12 protein-coding genes are annotated in these 17,154 nt (G+C 47.1%); 4 read left to right on the top strand and 8 right to left on the bottom strand.

Annotated features, from left to right (window positions below):
* Positions 1 to 65: 65 nt before the first annotated feature.
* A complete protein-coding gene (locus tag DF182_RS19380; protein ID WP_245957493.1) occupies positions 66 to 2,108 on the bottom strand; it encodes a S9 family peptidase in 2,043 nt (680 codons plus the stop codon).
* A 143-nt stretch (positions 2,109 to 2,251) separates the two neighbouring features.
* Positions 2,252 to 3,640 carry a Gfo/Idh/MocA family protein gene (locus DF182_RS19375; protein ID WP_113617475.1) on the bottom strand — a complete coding sequence of 463 codons (1,389 nt, stop codon included), beginning with the start codon at positions 3,638 to 3,640 and terminating at the stop codon, positions 2,252 to 2,254.
* Between the two features lie 226 nt (positions 3,641 to 3,866).
* Here DF182_RS19375 and DF182_RS19370 point away from each other — a divergent pair, with 226 nt between their 5' ends.
* The 3 genes from DF182_RS19370 (at position 3,867) to DF182_RS19360 (ending at position 9,105) form a co-directional block, all read left to right on the top strand.
* A complete protein-coding gene (locus tag DF182_RS19370) occupies positions 3,867 to 6,641 on the top strand; it encodes a TonB-dependent receptor (RefSeq protein ID WP_113617474.1) in 2,775 nt (924 codons plus the stop codon).
* Between the two features lie 12 nt (positions 6,642 to 6,653).
* Positions 6,654 to 8,021, top strand: coding sequence for a hypothetical protein (locus DF182_RS19365; RefSeq protein WP_113617473.1), 1,368 nt, complete (start codon positions 6,654 to 6,656; stop codon positions 8,019 to 8,021).
* Positions 8,022 to 8,088: 67 nt separating this feature from the next.
* The gene (locus DF182_RS19360; protein ID WP_245957492.1) at positions 8,089 to 9,105 is read left to right on the top strand and encodes a phytase; all 1,017 of its coding nucleotides are present in this window, start codon (positions 8,089 to 8,091) and stop codon (positions 9,103 to 9,105) included.
* A 109-nt stretch (positions 9,106 to 9,214) separates the two neighbouring features.
* On the opposite strand, the gene DF182_RS19355 is transcribed toward DF182_RS19360, so the two are convergent.
* The 6 genes from DF182_RS19355 to DF182_RS19330 form a co-directional block, all read right to left on the bottom strand.
* Positions 9,215 to 9,979, bottom strand: a complete 765-nt coding sequence (locus DF182_RS19355; protein WP_113617472.1) for a succinate dehydrogenase/fumarate reductase iron-sulfur subunit — start codon at positions 9,977 to 9,979, stop codon at positions 9,215 to 9,217.
* 63 nt (positions 9,980 to 10,042) lie between these two features.
* Positions 10,043 to 12,016, bottom strand: coding sequence for a fumarate reductase/succinate dehydrogenase flavoprotein subunit (locus DF182_RS19350; protein WP_113617471.1), 1,974 nt, complete (start codon positions 12,014 to 12,016; stop codon positions 10,043 to 10,045).
* A 19-nt stretch (positions 12,017 to 12,035) separates the two neighbouring features.
* Positions 12,036 to 12,719 carry a succinate dehydrogenase cytochrome b subunit gene (locus tag DF182_RS19345; protein WP_113617470.1) on the bottom strand — a complete coding sequence of 228 codons (684 nt, stop codon included), beginning with the start codon at positions 12,717 to 12,719 and terminating at the stop codon, positions 12,036 to 12,038.
* A 194-nt stretch (positions 12,720 to 12,913) separates the two neighbouring features.
* Positions 12,914 to 13,477 carry a hypothetical protein gene (locus DF182_RS19340; RefSeq protein WP_113617469.1) on the bottom strand — a complete coding sequence of 188 codons (564 nt, stop codon included), beginning with the start codon at positions 13,475 to 13,477 and terminating at the stop codon, positions 12,914 to 12,916.
* A 32-nt stretch (positions 13,478 to 13,509) separates the two neighbouring features.
* Positions 13,510 to 14,328, bottom strand: coding sequence for an N-acetylmuramic acid 6-phosphate etherase (gene murQ / locus DF182_RS19335; RefSeq protein ID WP_113617468.1), 819 nt, complete (start codon positions 14,326 to 14,328; stop codon positions 13,510 to 13,512).
* Positions 14,329 to 14,350: 22 nt separating this feature from the next.
* The gene (locus DF182_RS19330) at positions 14,351 to 15,202 is read right to left on the bottom strand and encodes an N-acetylglucosamine kinase (RefSeq protein ID WP_113617467.1); all 852 of its coding nucleotides are present in this window, start codon (positions 15,200 to 15,202) and stop codon (positions 14,351 to 14,353) included.
* A 212-nt stretch (positions 15,203 to 15,414) separates the two neighbouring features.
* On the opposite strand from DF182_RS19330, the gene DF182_RS19325 reads away from it, so the two are divergent.
* On the top strand, positions 15,415 to 17,022 hold the full coding sequence (locus DF182_RS19325) for a S41 family peptidase (RefSeq protein ID WP_113617466.1): 1,608 nt from the start codon (positions 15,415 to 15,417) through the stop codon (positions 17,020 to 17,022).
* The last annotated feature ends 132 nt before the right edge of the window (positions 17,023 to 17,154 follow it).

Here is a 17,154-nt window from a genome sequence, read left to right as displayed (position 1 = left end):
ATCACTCAATGGATTAATGCCCAAGACTATATTAGCCCAGGACTTTAGTCCTGGGCTTTTGATTATTATTTAGCGAGTTTCAGCAGAAAAGAATATTCCAACGCTATTTCCTTTAAAGCCGAAAAGCGACCGGAAGCACCACCATGGCCTGTTTCCATGTCAGTATGCAATAGCAGGAGGTTATGATCTGTTTTCAACTCCCGCAATTTAGCCACCCATTTGGCCGGCTCCCAGTATTGCACCTGTGAATCATGCAGCCCAGTGGTGACCAGCATATTGGGATATGCTTTGGCTATTACATTGTCGTACGGTGAATAGGACTTCATATATTCGTAGGCGTCCTTATTTTTTGGATTACCCCATTCATCAAATTCGCCGGTTGTGAGGGGAATACTTTCATCGAGCATAGTAGTGACCACATCTACGAAAGGTACCTGTGCCACTACACCGTGGAACAAATCAGGACGCATATTAACCACCGCACCCATCAGCAGACCACCGGCGCTACCGCCCATAGCGTATAACTGTCCGGGATTAGTGTAGTTTTCTTTTATGAGATAGGTAGCACAATCAATGAAATCTGTGAAGGTATTCTTCTTCTTAAACATTTTCCCATCTTCATACCACTGCCGGCCCATTTCCTGGCCACCACGGATATGAGCGATGGCAAATGCAAAACCACGGTCCAGCAGGCTGATACGGTTGGAGCTGAAGGTCGCATCCAGACTATGTCCGTAAGAACCGTAGCCATAGAGCAACAACGGCCCTTTTCCGTTTTTATGGAACGTTTTTTTATAGACGATGGAGATGGGTATTTTGGTACCATCTGTAGCGGTGGCAAACAAACGTTCTGTCGTATAATCTTTAGGATCATATCCACCCAGGACTTCCTGCTGTCGTTTTAACTCCTGTTTACCGGTTTCCATGTTATAATCATACACAGAATTAGGCGTGATCATAGAAGTATAATGATAGCGCAGTTCTTTGCTGTCCATCTCCGGATTATGGCCTACGTATGCATCATAAGCTGGTTCTGAGAAAGACAGGTATTTGTCCTGATGGGTTTTATCATTGATGACCCGTATTTGTGTAAGACCGTTTTTACGTTCTTCCACTACCATAAAATCCTTGAACAACTCTATTCCACTCAGCAGTACATCGCTGCGGTGAGGGATCACTTCTTTCCAGTGTTGTTTGCCGGTTTGCTGCAGCGGGGCTTCCATCAGCCGGAAGTTCAACGCATCCAGGTTGGTAACGATGTAAAACTTATCACCTTTATGATCGATATGATACAGCAAATCCTTTGTTCTGGGCTGGAAAACGCTGAATTCTCCGTCAGGCTTTGATGCATCCAGGATACGGCTTTCAGAAGAGAGCGTGCTACCGCTGTGGATAACGATGTATTTGCCGGATTTGGTTTTATGTACTTCCAGGCTAAAGGTTTCATCTTTCTCGTGATATACTTCCTTCTCACCGGAAATACCCAGCGTATGTTTCATAACACGGTCGGGACGCAGTGTTACTGTGTCTTTGCGGCTATAGAACAGGGTTTTATTATCGCTGGCCCAGCAGGAGCTGCCGGTTGTTTCAGGGATGATATCGGAAAACATTTCGCCCGTTTCCAGGTTTTTCACATGGATAGTATAACGGCGACGGCTAACCGTATCAATACCATAAGCCAGCAGTTTGGTGTCTTCGCTGATGTTGAGTCCGGCCACCTGGCAATAGGCATGGCCGGCGGCCAGTTCATTGACATTCAGAATAATCTGTTCATCTGCTTCCAGGCTTCCCTTTTTGCGGCAGTATATCGGATACTCCTTACCTTTTTCAAAGCGGGAATAGTAATAGTAACCGTTTTTGAGGTAAGGTACGCTCATGTCTGTTTCCTTGATACGCCCTTTCATCTCTTCAAACAGTTTTTCCCGCAGTTCCTTTTCGGGAGCCATTACCGTATCGAGATATGCATTCTCTGCGTGTAGCCATGCCAGTACTTTGGGGTTTTCCCGTTCGTTCATCCAGTAATAATTGTCAATCCTGGTATCCCCGTGTATCGTCAGTTTCTTCTCAATTTTTTCTGCTACGGGAGGTTGAATGTTCTCCTTATTCATTTCTTTTTTCGTTTCGTGACAAGACATTAACACAATTCCTAAAAGTAAAAATACCCTTTGCATAGAAATAGGTTTTACCCAATTTAAGGATTTGATACCAGGATTAGACTGATTTTAGTGATTACCGGAGATTTTTTTACGGCTCAACTCACTACACGCATTTTCATAGGGTCCCAGCGCAGCAGTTTTTTGCTGAAGTAACTCTGATTGGTTACGAGTGCAGGGCCGGCGGCACGGAGGCCGAAGGTGGCATCTTCTACTACGGGCTTGCCTGTACGCATTGACTCGAAGAAATTCTTAAAGTGATCAAGTCTGTCGTCGTAGCCTGCAGGAGCCGCAAAGGAGCTGGATGTTTCTACAGCCTTACCTTTTTCGGAGCCATATTGTGCATTATAGTTCTGTACAAACTGGGCCTGTTGTGCTTCAGGGAAAGTCCGGAAGGTATCCCATCCGCCATAGCCGGGTGCCTCCGGCAGTTTATGTTTTTTGATTTTAAAGTCATTCCATCCCAGTTCCATAACACCGTCTGTGCCGATGAGGCGGGTGTATTCGCCACCACCACTGCCGTCAGCGAAGTTGACGCGGAGCGTCATCTGGAATGCAGGATGTTCTTTGGTTTCCGGGTAGTCGAAGATGGCTACTACTACATCAGGTACATCACGACCATCTTTCCATTGTACCAGGTTGCCGCTGGCATAGATGCTGGTAGGCCCCAGAGAGCCGGTGATGAAGTGTAATCCGGAGATCAGGTGAACGAACAGATCGCCGGGGATGCCGGTGCCATAAGCCTGATAGTTACGCCAGCGGAAGAAACGTTTAGCGTCGAATGGTACTTTGGCGGTGTCTTTCAGGAAGGCGTCAAAATCAACGGTGGCAGGCGAAGCATCGGTTGGTATGGAATATTGCCAGGCGCCGAGGGCACTGTGACGGTCCATGCGGGCCTCCACGATATTGAGCTGTCCTATTTCACCTGCCTGGTAACGTTTGCGTGCTTCTGCCAGCATTACACTGCTCACCCGCTGGCTACCTACCTGGAATACAGCTTTGGTACGTTGCTGGGTAGCAATTACTTTATGTCCTTCTTCAATCTGCTGCACCATTGGTTTCTCGCAATACACTGCTTTACCTGCTTCCATGGCAGCGATAGAGATGGTATCATGCCAGTGGTCGGGAGTAGCTACGATGATGGCATCGATGTCTTTACGATGTAACAGTTCGCGGTAGTCGCGGGTAGTGTATACGTTAGGACCATATACTTCCTTTACACGGGTCAGGTGTCCGTTATACAGATCAGCAGCTGCTACCAACTCTACTCCTGGCACTTTCAGTGCGGTGTCTACATCTCCAAAGCCCATGATACCCATGCCTACGCAGGCAATGCGGATCTTGTCGTTGGCTGAATAATGATTATCCGGCTGCAATAAGGTTACCTGTTCACGTTCTTTGGCCAGAGCGGCCAGTTGCCCCACACCCAGCAATGCTGCAGTGCTGCCTATATGCTTGATAAATTTCCTACGGGATTGATCTGACATATTAAAAGGTTTTTAAAAGGAACTCCATGATAATAAAAAAAATCAGGAATTACTTAAACGTGTTACGAACGGTTAATAGGGTGTTTTTATGGCCTGCAAAAAGACTTCAGCAGGCATGACAAGACTTAATACAAACTTCATAATTCCTTCATAAAGACTTAATGCCTTCTATAGTGCACTACTGCTGGAAGAGCGGTTATTTCGCCAGTAAAACTCAGACTGTAGCATGAAAACATTTTTACCACTATTTATTTTTATCATGTTGGGAATCGGAGCCATCGCGCAAACGACAACCGGCGTGAAAGGAAATGTAACAGATAAACAAACGGGGCAGCCACTAACCGGCGCATCGGTGAAACTGAAAAACGAACATTACAGTGCTACCAGCACCACTGGCCTGGATGGTAGTTTCATCTTCCGTAATGTTCCTGCAGGTGACTATCAAATCAAGATCAAAGATTTAGGACATCATGAAGTAGAGCAGAAAATTCATTGCGAAGGCCAGGTAAAAACACTGATGATCGCGATGGAATCCAAAGATGTGTCCCTGCAAACACTGACTGTTACAGGTAAAGGTGACAAAGGCAGTGAAAAAACGGCAATAAAAACCGTACAGAAAGCGGATATGGTGTTGAATGCTGTATCTGCCAATGCTATTCAGGTATCTCCAGATATCACTATCGCCAACGTAATGCAGCGTGTATCCGGTGTTTCCCTGGAGCGTAGCAACAACGGAGACGGCCAGTACGCCATCATCCGCGGTATGGATAAACGTTACCAATATACGTTGATCAACGGTATCAAAATACCCAGTCCGGATAACAAAAACAGGTATGTACCACTCGACATCTTTCCTGCTGACCTGGTAGACCGCCTGGAAGTATATAAAGCTATTACACCCAATATGGAAGGCGATGCGATCGGCGGCGCCACCAATATGGTCATGAAAGATGCGCCAGCACGTTTTATGCTGAATGCCAATGCTGCTATCGGTTACGCACAAACGCTCTTTAACAACGACTTCACCCGTTTCGATAAAAGCGGTTCTGCTAAAACCTCTCCCCGTTTCCGTAATGGCAATAACTATGAAGCTAACGGACAGGATTTCACCAACAACCCACTGCATTTAAATACTGGCAAAGCGCCTGTTTCAAGCGTTTTTGGTATCAGTGCCGGTGGTCGCAGTAAAAATGGTAAGCTCGGTGCCATCGCAGGTATCAGCTATCAAAATACTTATCGCTCCAATCAATCCCTATACCTACAAACTGAAGTAGATAAGACCAACAACAATCCGGCGTTTACTGCCGCCAAAAACAGGCAGTACTCCATCCAGCAACAACGTGCTGGCATGCACGCCAAAGTGGACTATCAGTTCAACGATGACCAAAAAGTGTCATTGTATGCGGCCTACATGAACCTGGGCCAGAACCTGTTCCGCTTCAGCTCAGACACCAGCCTGGAGCTGGGCCGTACTGTGCCCGGCTCCGGCAGGGTGAGCAACAACTACCGCAGCGAACGCAGTGTACAGGAAGTCAGCAACTTCACCCTTCAAGGTGATCATAAACTGGCCTCCCACCTGCATATGAACTGGTCTGCTGTATACTCCAAAGCCAGCGCCAATGTACCGAATCGTACTGAGCTCAATGTCAACACCGGCGTAACACCACAGAAGGACAACAGCCTCAAACAGGAACCCGTACTACTCGACGCCCTGGAAGGTGTTACCCACGAATGGGCCCGTAACTCAGACGAAGACAAAAGCGGTTATCTCAACTTTATCTATTCTCCCAAAATCTTCGGTACTAAAACAGAAATCTCTGTAGGTAGCATGTACCGGCATAAACAACGCCATAGTTACTATGACGAATACACGCTGCGCCCTGACTCTACCACACAGGCTTTCACCGGTGACATCGACGCACATAAGCTCACGCTCTTCAATAAAATCGGTACCTCCGACAACGCTCTTAACTACGATTTCACCGAAAAAGTAATCGCTTATTATGGTCAGGTGAAATTCCAGATAGGTCGCCTGCAGACACTGGCCGGCGTAAGGGTGGAACATACCAACGCCAGCTGGGAATCCGCTGTAACACCCAATGTGGAAGGCAAAACAGGTAAGGTTAAATACATTGATGTATTACCTGGCATCCACTTCAAATACATGCCGGATAACAAAAGAAACATCCGTCTCTCCTACTACTCTGCCATCAGCCGTCCGGGCTTCTATGAAATGATCCCGCACCATGGCGGAGATCCGGACCAGGACTATACCGAAGTAGGCAACCCTTACCTGAAAAGAGCTACTTCCGATAACTTCGACCTGCGTTATGAATACTTCCCTAAAGCACTGGACCAGTTGTTGGCAGGCGTATTCTACAAACGTATCAAAGATCCGATTGAATCAGCCCTGGTACAAACAGGCCGTAATATCTATCTCATGAGCGGCAACTTCGGTACCGCTACCAACTATGGTTTTGAACTGGAAGCCACCAAATACATCCGCAAATTTGGTATCCGTTTCAACTATACCTTCACCAATTCTTCCATCACCAGCAACAAAGCGTTGTGGTATCGTGAAGATGATGGTAACATCACTCAACGCACAGTAACACAGCAACGTCCGTTGCAGGGCCAGTCCAAACATATCGGCAATCTCTCTCTGCTGTACAAAGACACCCACTCCGGCTTCGATGCACAGTTGGCCATGGTTTACACCGGTGAACGTATCGATATCGTATCCCAGTATCTCAACAACGATATCTGGCAGAAAGGTTTCGTTCAGCTGGACTTCTCCACTGAAAAAAGAATATGGAAAAACCTGTATGCCTATGCCAAAATCGGCAACCTGCTGAACACTCCTTATGAGCTGTTCATCAAGAGCGCCAACACGGAAAAATCTGCTGCCGGCGTACCACAGCAGGAAGTAGGCAAAAACATTTCCGTACGTAAAAACACCTATGGCCAGACTTACCTGCTGGGCCTTCGTTTCAAACTCTAAAACCTACCGATCATGAAATTTTACCACTATATATTCGCAGCCATCTGTACCGGTATCACGTTCAGTTCCTGTCACAAGGAAGCTGATGTATTTGTTTCAAAGCCAGTAATAACCCCCAGCAAACCCATTACCTCCGACACCTTGTCCGGCAGTATACAAGGCACGCTGCTGGCCGGCAAGACCTATTATTTTGCTACCGATATTACTATCAATGATGGTGATACCCTGTTCCTTCAGAGTGGTGTAAAGCTGATTGCACTGGGAGATGGCAGCAGTCAGTTGAAAAGCCCGCAGATCACTGTTAACGGAAGCCTGATCAGCCTGGGTACCAAAGAAGCGCCCAACTACATCACCGTATCAGATGACAAGCGTACCGTTGATAATGCTTTTAAAGGCATCTGGGGCGGTATTCAGTGCACACCCGCCAAAGACAAACAAGGCGGCGATCTCATTCTGAAATGGACGCATGTTGAATTTGCCGGTGGTCCTGCAGCTGCCGGTAATGATATCTACAAAGCCGGCGATCCGCGCTACCTGATTTATTTTGCCAACGTAGATAAAAACTTTATCCTGGAAGACTCCTGGATCAGAGGCAGCAAAGACGATGCTATCCGCACCGACGGCGGCCGTATCAGCATCTTGCGCAATACCTTCGAACTGTGTGGTGAAAAAGGTGGTGAAGCCCTGAATATGAAATCCGGCACTATCGGCGACGTAGCTTACAATGTGGCCATCGGCGCTGCTACCAACGCTTTCAAGGTATCCAACTCCGGTGACAAAACTGTACAAGCCAATGTATATATCTACAACAATACCATGGTTAACTGCGGTTTCCGCCAGACGAAAGAAGGCCGCGGTGGTGGTATCAACTACGAAGCATTTGCAAAAGGGAAAGCCTACAACAATCTCTTCATCAATTGTCGTGTAAGCATGCGCGTAGTAGGCGGAGCCGGCACCGGCGCCGACCTTCCCAACCTCAGCTATGGCAGTAACCTTTACTACGGTAACGCACCTACGCTAATCAGCCAGTTCAATTCTACCGATGGTGTATCTACCTTTAGTGCTAGTGATATCCACGGCGACGTAAAACAAAACAGTCCCGTTTTTTACACGTACGATGTAGACCAGTTTGATTACACTACACTGGGCGGCACTATCAAAACACCGCCGGTAACCTGGAAACAACAACCACTGGCGCTGTTGCAGCAAGGCACTTCCAACTTCCGTATCCGTGGCACTTCACCAGCTGCAGGAAAAGGCTTCACTGGTTTTGAACCATTAAACCGCACCACCGTAAGATCAGAAGCGGCTGCTGATGTGATGAAACCCGGTAAAGACCTGGGAGCTTACCAGCTGGACGGAAGTGGCAACCAGCATTGATGATAACGATTATATTGATTTTAATTTTTTTTTGATGAGATACAGGGAGATAATACCTGTTGCCCTTATGATAGCTGGATTAACAGCCTGTAAAGGTAAACAGACCAAAACCATTCCGGCGCCGGCAGCAGATGCCGTAAAGCCGGTAGCCATAACTACCGCCACCCAATACGACAGCGATGATCCTGCCATCTGGATCAATAAGGCAGACAGTTCCAAAAGCCTGATCATTGGTACCGATAAAAACACCGATGGCGCCCTGTACGTATACAACCTGGAAGGTAAGATAGTAAAGAAAATTGGAGGCCTTAAAAGGCCTAATAATGTGGATATCGCTTACGGGCTGTTGCTCAACAACCAGCCTGTAGACTTTGCAGTAACCACCGAGCGGGAAACCAACAAACTCCGTATTTATCGTTTACCCGACATGGAGCCGATAGACAACGGCGGCCTCGAAGTATTCGCCGGAGAAAAAGAGCGTAGTCCTATGGGTATCAGCTTATACACCCGTCCATCCGACAAGGCTATATTTGCCATCGTAAGCCGCAAATCAGGTCCTGCACAGGGTTACCTGTGGCAGTACCAGTTGACCGACAACGGTAAGGGCCAGGTAACGGGAATGGTTGTACGTAAATTTGGCGCCTACAGCGGTAAAAAAGAAATCGAAAGTGTGGCGGTAGACAATGAGCTGGGTTATGTTTATTATTCAGATGAGCAGACCGGCATACGCCGCTACCATGCCGATCCGGCCAAAGGAGACAGCGAGCTGTCTCTGTTTGGACATGGTGATTTTAAAGCAGACAATGAAGGTATCAGTATTTACAAAACCAGTGACAGCACAGGTTATATTCTGGTATCTGATCAGGATGCCAACAGTTTTAATGTATATCGCAGAGAAGCTGCGAATCCTGTACTGTTGTCGAGGATACCGGTTTCTGCTATCAACAGCGACGGGTCAGATATCGTGAATGTGAATCTGGGTCCACAATATCCGCAAGGGATTTTTGTAGTGATGAGCACCGACAAAACTTTCCATTATTACGACTGGCGTGATATTGCAGCCAGGATCAAAGAGAAGCTGTAAGTAATAATGCTGAAGTAAAATCTATCTAAACGTGCTATCTGGCACTAAAATAAAACGAGGGTGTATCGGTTGATACACCCTCGTTTATTTATGAAGAAAAACTTCTGATTTATTTTTCGGAAGTAAAACCTGCGCCGATGAACTCTCTGTTCAGGCGGGCGATGTTGGTCAGGGAGATTTCCTTCGGACATTCTGCTTCGCAGGCGCCGGTGTTGGTACAGCTACCAAAACCTTCCTTGTCCATCTGTGCCACCATGTTGAGTGCACGTGTTTTTCTTTCAGGATGGCCTTGTGGTAACAGTGCCAGCTGAGAAACTTTAGCAGACACGAAGAGCATCGCAGAAGAGTTTTTACAAGCTGCTACGCAGGCACCGCAACCGATACAGGCTGCAGCTGCGAAGGCGAGGTCAGCATTGTGTTTATCTACAGGGAGACAGTTGGCGTCCTGAGCGTTGCCGGTGTTAACGGAGACATAACCACCTGCTTCGATGATACGATCGAAAGCAGATCTGTCTACTGTCAGGTCTTTCAGTACCGGGAAAGCGCCTGCTCTCCAGGGTTCAACAGTGACAGTTTCACCGTCTTTGAAAGCGCGCATGTGCAGCTGGCAGGTAGTGGTACCTTCCCATGGACCGTGTGCACGGCCATTAATATGCATAGAGCACATACCACAGATACCTTCACGGCAATCGTGGTCGAATGCGATAGGCTCTTTGCCTTCATTGATCAGATCTTCATTTACCACGTCGAACATCTCCAGGAATGACATTTCAGAAGAAATGTTTTTTGCCTGGATGGTTTCAAATCTACCCTGATCGTTTTTGTTTTTCTGCCTCCACACTTTTAATGTGAGGTTCATGTTATAATGTTCCATATTCCCTGGACAATTATTTGATTTATAATCCTGGTTAACCGTTATACAATCAACCAATAACCATTATTTGTAGCTACGTTGAGTAGGTTTCACTTCTTCAAATGTCAGTGCTTCCTTGTGCAGTTCATACTGGCCATTGCCTTTGTATTCCCATGCAGCCACATAGCTGAAGTTTTCATCATCACGTTGTGCTTCACCATCCGGTGTCTGAGATTCTTCGCGGAAGTGACCACCACAGGATTCGCGGCGTTGCAGCGCGTCGATACACATCAGTTCACCCAGTTCGAGGAAGTCGGCTACACGGCCAGCTTTTTCCAGTTCAGGGTTGAATTCATTTGCATCGCCTGGTATGCGTACCTCTTTCCAGAATTCAGTGCGGAGCGCTTTGATTTCTTCGATGGCTTCTTTCAGACCTTGTTCGTTACGTGCCATACCGCACTTGTCCCACATGATCTTACCGAGTTTTTTGTGGAAATGATCAACAGATTTGGAGCCTTTGATAGACATCAGTTTGCTGATAGTTCCTTTCACGCTGTTTTCGGCTTCTACGAAGGCAGGGTGATCGGTAGGGATGGCTTTGGTACGGATTTCATCTGCGAGATAGTTACCCAGTGTGTAAGGGATTACGAAGTAACCATCTGCCAGGCCCTGCATCAGTGCAGATGCACCGAGGCGGTTAGCTCCGTGGTCGGAGAAGTTGGCTTCACCGAGGGAGTACAGACCGGGAACAGTTGTTTGCAGTTCGTAATCTACCCACAGGCCACCCATGGTATAGTGTACAGCAGGGTAGATACGCATTGGCTGTTCGTATGGGTTTTCGCCGGTGATTTTGGCGTACATATCGAACAGGTTACCATATTTTTCTGCTACTACTTCCTTACCGAGTTTAATAATTTCTTCTTTGGAAACGTTGGAGAGCTGGCGTTTACCTACTTCAGTGTTACCATAGCGTTCGATCGCAGCGGCGAAATCGAGGTATACCGCCTGTTTGGAGGTACCTACGCCATAGCCGGCATCGCATCTTTCTTTTGCTGCACGGGAAGCCACGTCACGGGGAACGAGGTTACCGAATGCAGGATATCTTCTTTCCAGATAATAATCCCTTTCATCTTCAGGGATATCGCTGGCTTTGCGGGTATCGTTTTGTTTTTTAGGCACCCAGATACGGCCGTCGTTACGCAGTGATTCTGACATGAGGGTCAGTTTGGACTGGTGATCGCCGGATACGGGGATGCAGGTAGGGTGGATCTGTGTGAAGCAAGGGTTAGCGAAGTAAGCACCGTTTTTGGTAGCTTTCCAGGCTGCAGTCACGTTAGAGCCCATCGCATTGGTAGAGAGGAAGAACACGTTACCATAACCGCCGCTGCAGATCAGCACGGCATGGCCGAAGTGGCGTTCCAGTTCACCGGTCACGAGGTCGCGGGCGATGATACCGCGTGCTTTACCATCGATTTTCACGATTTCGAGCATTTCGTGGCGGGAGTACATTTTCACGTTGCCTAATGCTACCTGGCGTTCCAGGGCGGAGTAGGCACCGAGGAGGAGCTGCTGACCAGTCTGGCCGGCGGCGTAGAAAGTACGTTGTACCTGTGTACCACCGAAAGAGCGGTTACTTAACAGGCCACCATATTCACGGGCGAAAGGCACACCTTGCGCCACGCATTGGTCTATAATATTGCCACTTACCTCTGCCAGGCGATGCACGTTAGCTTCGCGGGCGCGGTAGTCGCCACCTTTTACTGTATCATAGAACAAACGGAAAACGGAGTCACCGTCGTTCTGGTAGTTTTTGGCCGCATTGATACCACCTTGGGCAGCAATACTGTGCGCACGGCGCGGACTATCCTGAAAGCAGAATGCTTTAACTTTATACCCCAACTCACCCAATGAAGCCGCTGCTGAAGCGCCGGCCAAACCAGTACCAATCACGATTACTTCGAGGCTGCGCTTATTGGCAGGGTTCACCAGCTTACAATGTCCTTTATAGTCTTCCCATTTACTGTTTAATGGTCCGGCAGGAATTTTTGCGTTCAACATATATCCTTACTTTACAGAATTATTTGAAATAGATTACAATCGGGATCAGAGCAAAACCAAGCGGGATGAGGATACCGAAGATCCATACCCCTACAAAACTGATCAGGCCGTTGTATTTTTTGTGATTTAAACCGAAGGTCTGGAAAGCGCTTTTGAAACCGTGGATCAGGTGGAAAGACAGGCCTATCATACCGATTACGTACAATACAACCAGCAAGCCGTTTTTGAAGGTTTCATAAGTCAGCGCATACAGGTCTTTCAACGGTTCTTCCACACCGGGATAGGTATGGGTAGGCATGTTGGTATAGTGGAACGCGCCCCAGAAGTTAACCAGGTGGATCACAATGAAGACAAAAAGAATGCTACCCATGATAGCCATCTGGCGGCTGAACCAGGAAGATGTCTGGTTGCCGGGATTAACGGCATATTTCACCGGACGGGCAGCCCTGTTAGCGAACGTGAGCTTCAGCGCGACCAACGCGTGGATCACGATCAATATTTTCAGTCCCCAGGCAATGAACTGGACCAGACTGTTGTGCCCCATGAACTGGGCGTAAGAGTTAAAAGCCTTGCCTTCATCGTTATAAAGCAGCTGGACGTTACCTGCCAGGTGCACTATAACAAAACTGCAAAGAAACAAACCGGTAGCACCTACCAATAACTTCTTACCGATAGAGGTATTAAATAACTGTGACCACTTCATAAGTAAAATTCTAAGCTTCCTTGTATAAAAAGATGATTGAAATGTCGCGCAAATTTAGGGCAGGAAAAATAAAAACCAAATGATATTTATCAGGTTTTCTTAAACATTACAATAAAAAATTATGCATAAAACAACTGAAAATCAATCATTTTATGCATAATATCTTTCATTTCGTACTGAAAATATAATATAAATTATTCCAACCGTTTCAACATGATGTTGTCTATCATATTATACAAATGCAGGGGTTGATATGTTCGCCATTTATCATCATCCAGCAGATGGATATAATGATGCAGCCGGGCTTTCTCGAACTCCTGTCTGGTTTGTTCGGGCATATTCAGACTGACTATCCAGCCGCCTTCATCTTTGATATCCTCCCACCATTCTTCGTAATAACAATCATCTGAAGAATGGAAATTCATCACATTTTCGGTGATGAGGATAAACTTGTAGATCCCTTCAGCAATCAGCACATCGATGACTTCCCGCTTGAGGGTCATGATATCATTGTCGATGGCATCATTCCATTCTCCCAATAATTCTATGATAGCAAAATTGTACTGGTAGTCAGCGAAAAGGATTTTCAGGTACAGGTTACGGGAGCCGAAATCATCCCACTGCGGGTGAACGTAGTAGTTATAAACTGTATTGGTAAATTCAAATTCACTGTACTCCCTCCCATAGAAGGGTGATAGTTCATCTTCTTCAGCGGCGTACAGGTGCCTCCAGTTATAATATGGTTCGATTGTATGCATGTTGTAGTCTTCGCTACAAATTTCAGATTTAATCAGGCTTTGGCAAAATCATCAACAGCCTTTTTCACGCTACCGGCTTTCAGCAGCAGCTGATGTGCCTGTTCGTAATCAGTGATAGACAGTTTCTCCATCAGCATTTTCACGCCTCTGTCCACCAGTTTTTCATTACTCAGCTGCATGTTTACCATTTTGTTATCTTCTACTCTGCCGAGCTGGATCATCACGGAAGTAGAGACCATGTTGAGCACCAGCTTCTGTGCGGTACCGCTTTTCATGCGGGTGCTACCGGTAACAAATTCGGGCCCTACCACTACTTCTACCGGGAAATCGGCAGACGCAGACACCGGTGAACCGGGATTACAGCTGATGCTGCCGGTAATGATGCCGTTGCTGCGGCATTTATCCAGCGCACCGATAACATAAGGTGTAGTACCGCTGGCAGCGATACCTACCACCACATCTTTATCGGAGATATTAAACTCCTGCAGGTCTTTCCAGCCTTGTTCGCGATCATCTTCCGCAAACTCCACTGCTTTACGGATAGCGTTGTCACCACCGGCAATCAGGCCTATTACCAGACCTTGCGGCACACCAAAAGTAGGCGGGCATTCAGAGGCGTCTACAATACCTAATCGGCCACTGGTACCGGCGCCGATATAAAACAAACGTCCTCCTGCCAGCATTTTGTCTGCTATTGCTGCTACGAGTTTTTCAATCTGAGGAATAGATTTTTCCACTGCTAAGGGAACTGAGCGATCTTCTTTATTGATATTGGTCAACAATTCCGTCAGGCTCATCTTTTCGAGATGACGATAGTGAGAAGTCTGTTCAGTTACTTTTTCAAATGCCATATATGATCTGTTGTAGATGTTTTTAACTATTATGATATACGATGAGTCCTTCCATTGGCGTACGTAATATTTTGCCAATAGGCAGCTCATAGAGCTCGCACAGCTCTTTCAGGATATCCTGAAAATGCCAGGCGATGCCACCGGTAAAGTGCAGGGCGGTGGTCCAGCTTTCCCGGTACTTGTAAAGATGATTAAAGAAGAAATCATTCAGGCCGTCTTCCAGGATATTCTCAATCAGGAAATGGCCTCTGTTTTCTGAAAGAAAGGTCGAGTATTTTGACAGATAACGGTTGGCAAGGGGTTTCCTATATACGTTTTCCAGTATTTCGTCTTTATTGGTATTATACTTCAGGTCAAACCGGGCCATCAGTTCTTCATCGAAAGTGTTGTACAGATAGTACTGCAGCACCTTTCTGCCCAGGTAGGCACCACTGCCTTCATCACCGAGGATATATCCCAGGCCCGGATTATTTTTAACAATTTTTTCTCCATCGAAATAACAGGAGTTGGAACCGGTGCCCAGAATACTGGCAATCCCAGGTCCACGGCCGCACAATGCACGGGCCGCGCCCATCAGGTCGTGGTTCACATCTATCAGCGCCTGTGGCCATACTGCTTTCAGGCTGTCTGTTACCAGTTGAATATTCTTCTGCTGGGAAAGGCCGGTACCATAGAAATACACCTCGTCTATCGTTGTGTTGGCCGGCAGCTGTGGTATCAGCTCCACTTCCAGAATCTGCCGGATCTGGTCAGCGGTTTGAAAATACGGGCTCACACCCTGTGTGTTGTAGATCCCTGGCTCATGGTTTCCCAACAGGGCCCATTCTGTTTTTGTAGATCCGCTGTCAGCTATCAGCTTTGTTCTTGCAGCCATCCCTGTAAATTATGAAATTAAAGAATCGTAAGCGTTTGCTCCTGATTTATGCTATTTTTGTCACAATTTAAACAAAAGGGTTTCATAAAAACAAATGCCACCCCTGAGTTTAGGCTATGATGATGCATGCGCGCAGCAGATTTCCTTCCGCCTGCGGCTTATATTACATGGTTAAAAGATTGGTCATAAATTAGCGGGTTAACAAACAAATTATGTCAAACAGGAAGCTGAATGTTTTCTTACCTCTTCTCTTTGCAGTAGTGCTGGCCATCGGAATGTTCCTCGGCCATAAAATGCCTGGTTCCAATACCGGCGGCACCACGGTCTTCTTTACCAAGCCCAGCAAAGGCGCTCTGCAGGAGGTAATGGATCTTATTAAAACTAAATATGTAGATACACTCGATGCCGATAAAGTACAACAGGAAGCCATAGAAGGCCTGCTGGCACATCTGGACCCGCACTCCATCTATATCCCCCCTTCTCAGCTGCAATCGGTTAATGAAGACCTGGAAGGCAACTTTGAAGGTATCGGCGTAGAGTTTAATATCACTGCAGATACCGTTAACGTAGTGTCTGTACTCAGCGGAGGCCCTTCCGAAGCAGCCGGCTTACAAACCGGTGATAAAATCCTCCGGGTAAACGATACGCTCGTTGCAGGTAATGGTATCACCCCCGAAAGAGTACGCAAACTGCTGCGCGGCCCGGCAGGCTCTGTTGTCAATACTGTGCTGTTACGCCAGCAGAAAAAAATACAGGTGCCTATTAAAAGAGGTGTTATTCCTCTGTACAGCATCGATGCAAGTTATATGGCCGCTCCTGGCGTAGGTTATATCAAGATCAACAAATTTGCAGCCACCACCTTTGATGAGTTCATGAAAGCCATGCGTAAGCTGGAAAAACAAGGCATGCAAAAACTCATCATCGATGTACGCCAGAACCCAGGCGGATTTATGGACGCTGCCGTACGCATCGCCGACGAACTGCTGCCCGACAACCGCCTCATACTCTATACAAAAGGAAAAGCCTATCCCCGCACCGACTATAAAACCAAACGTCCGGGAATGTTTGAAACCGGTGCACTGGCTATCCTCACTGATGAAGGCTCCGCTTCCGCCAGTGAAATCCTCGCCGGCGCCATCCAGGACTGGGACCGCGGTACCATCATCGGACGCCGTACCTTCGGTAAAGGACTGGTACAGGAACAATACGACCTCGACAACGGTGGTGCGCTGCGCCTAACCGTTGCCCGCTACTACATCCCTTCCGGCAGAAGCATCCAGAAACCTTACGGCGATGGCACTTCCTACGATGATGATATCCTGGAACGCTACCATCACGGCGAACTGGTCAATAAAGACAGTATCAAAATCACTGATACCGTTCCATATACAACCAACTCCGGCCGCCGCGTATACGGAGGCGGTGGTATCACCCCTGATATCTTCGTACCGTTTGATACTTCCCGTTTCTCACCGGCACTAACGGCCATCTATACACGTAATGCACTGGGCAACTTCGCCTACCAGTATTATACCAGCAACAGAGAAACCTTCAAACGCTACAAGGATGCGGAAGACTTCACCAAAAACTTCCACACCACGCCTGAGCTGTTCAGCGAATTCAAAACCTTCGCCCAGAAAGACAGTGTTCCTGGCCTCAACCGCCTGAGCATCCATGACGAAGAGGAAATCAAAACAAGGCTGAAAGCTGTACTGGCCCGTCAGCTGTACCGCACGGAAGGTTTCTATGAGACCGTCAATGCCAACGATCCGGTGATTAAGAAAGCGCTGGAAACATTAGAGCACAATAACAAACATTGATGACTGCTGATGTTTTTTGATGCTCCTGATGAGTGGAGATTATAACGAAGATTGACCTTATATTATAAAAAGCGAATCGCCCATGATATTGTATCATGGGCGATTCGCTTTTTATAATATTGTCTTTTAAGC

The organism is Chitinophaga flava, from assembly GCF_003308995.1.
Taxonomy (GTDB): domain Bacteria; phylum Bacteroidota; class Bacteroidia; order Chitinophagales; family Chitinophagaceae; genus Chitinophaga; species Chitinophaga flava.
The sequence above is the reverse complement of the archived record's forward strand: the minus strand, read 5'-3'. Positions and strand labels throughout refer to the sequence as shown.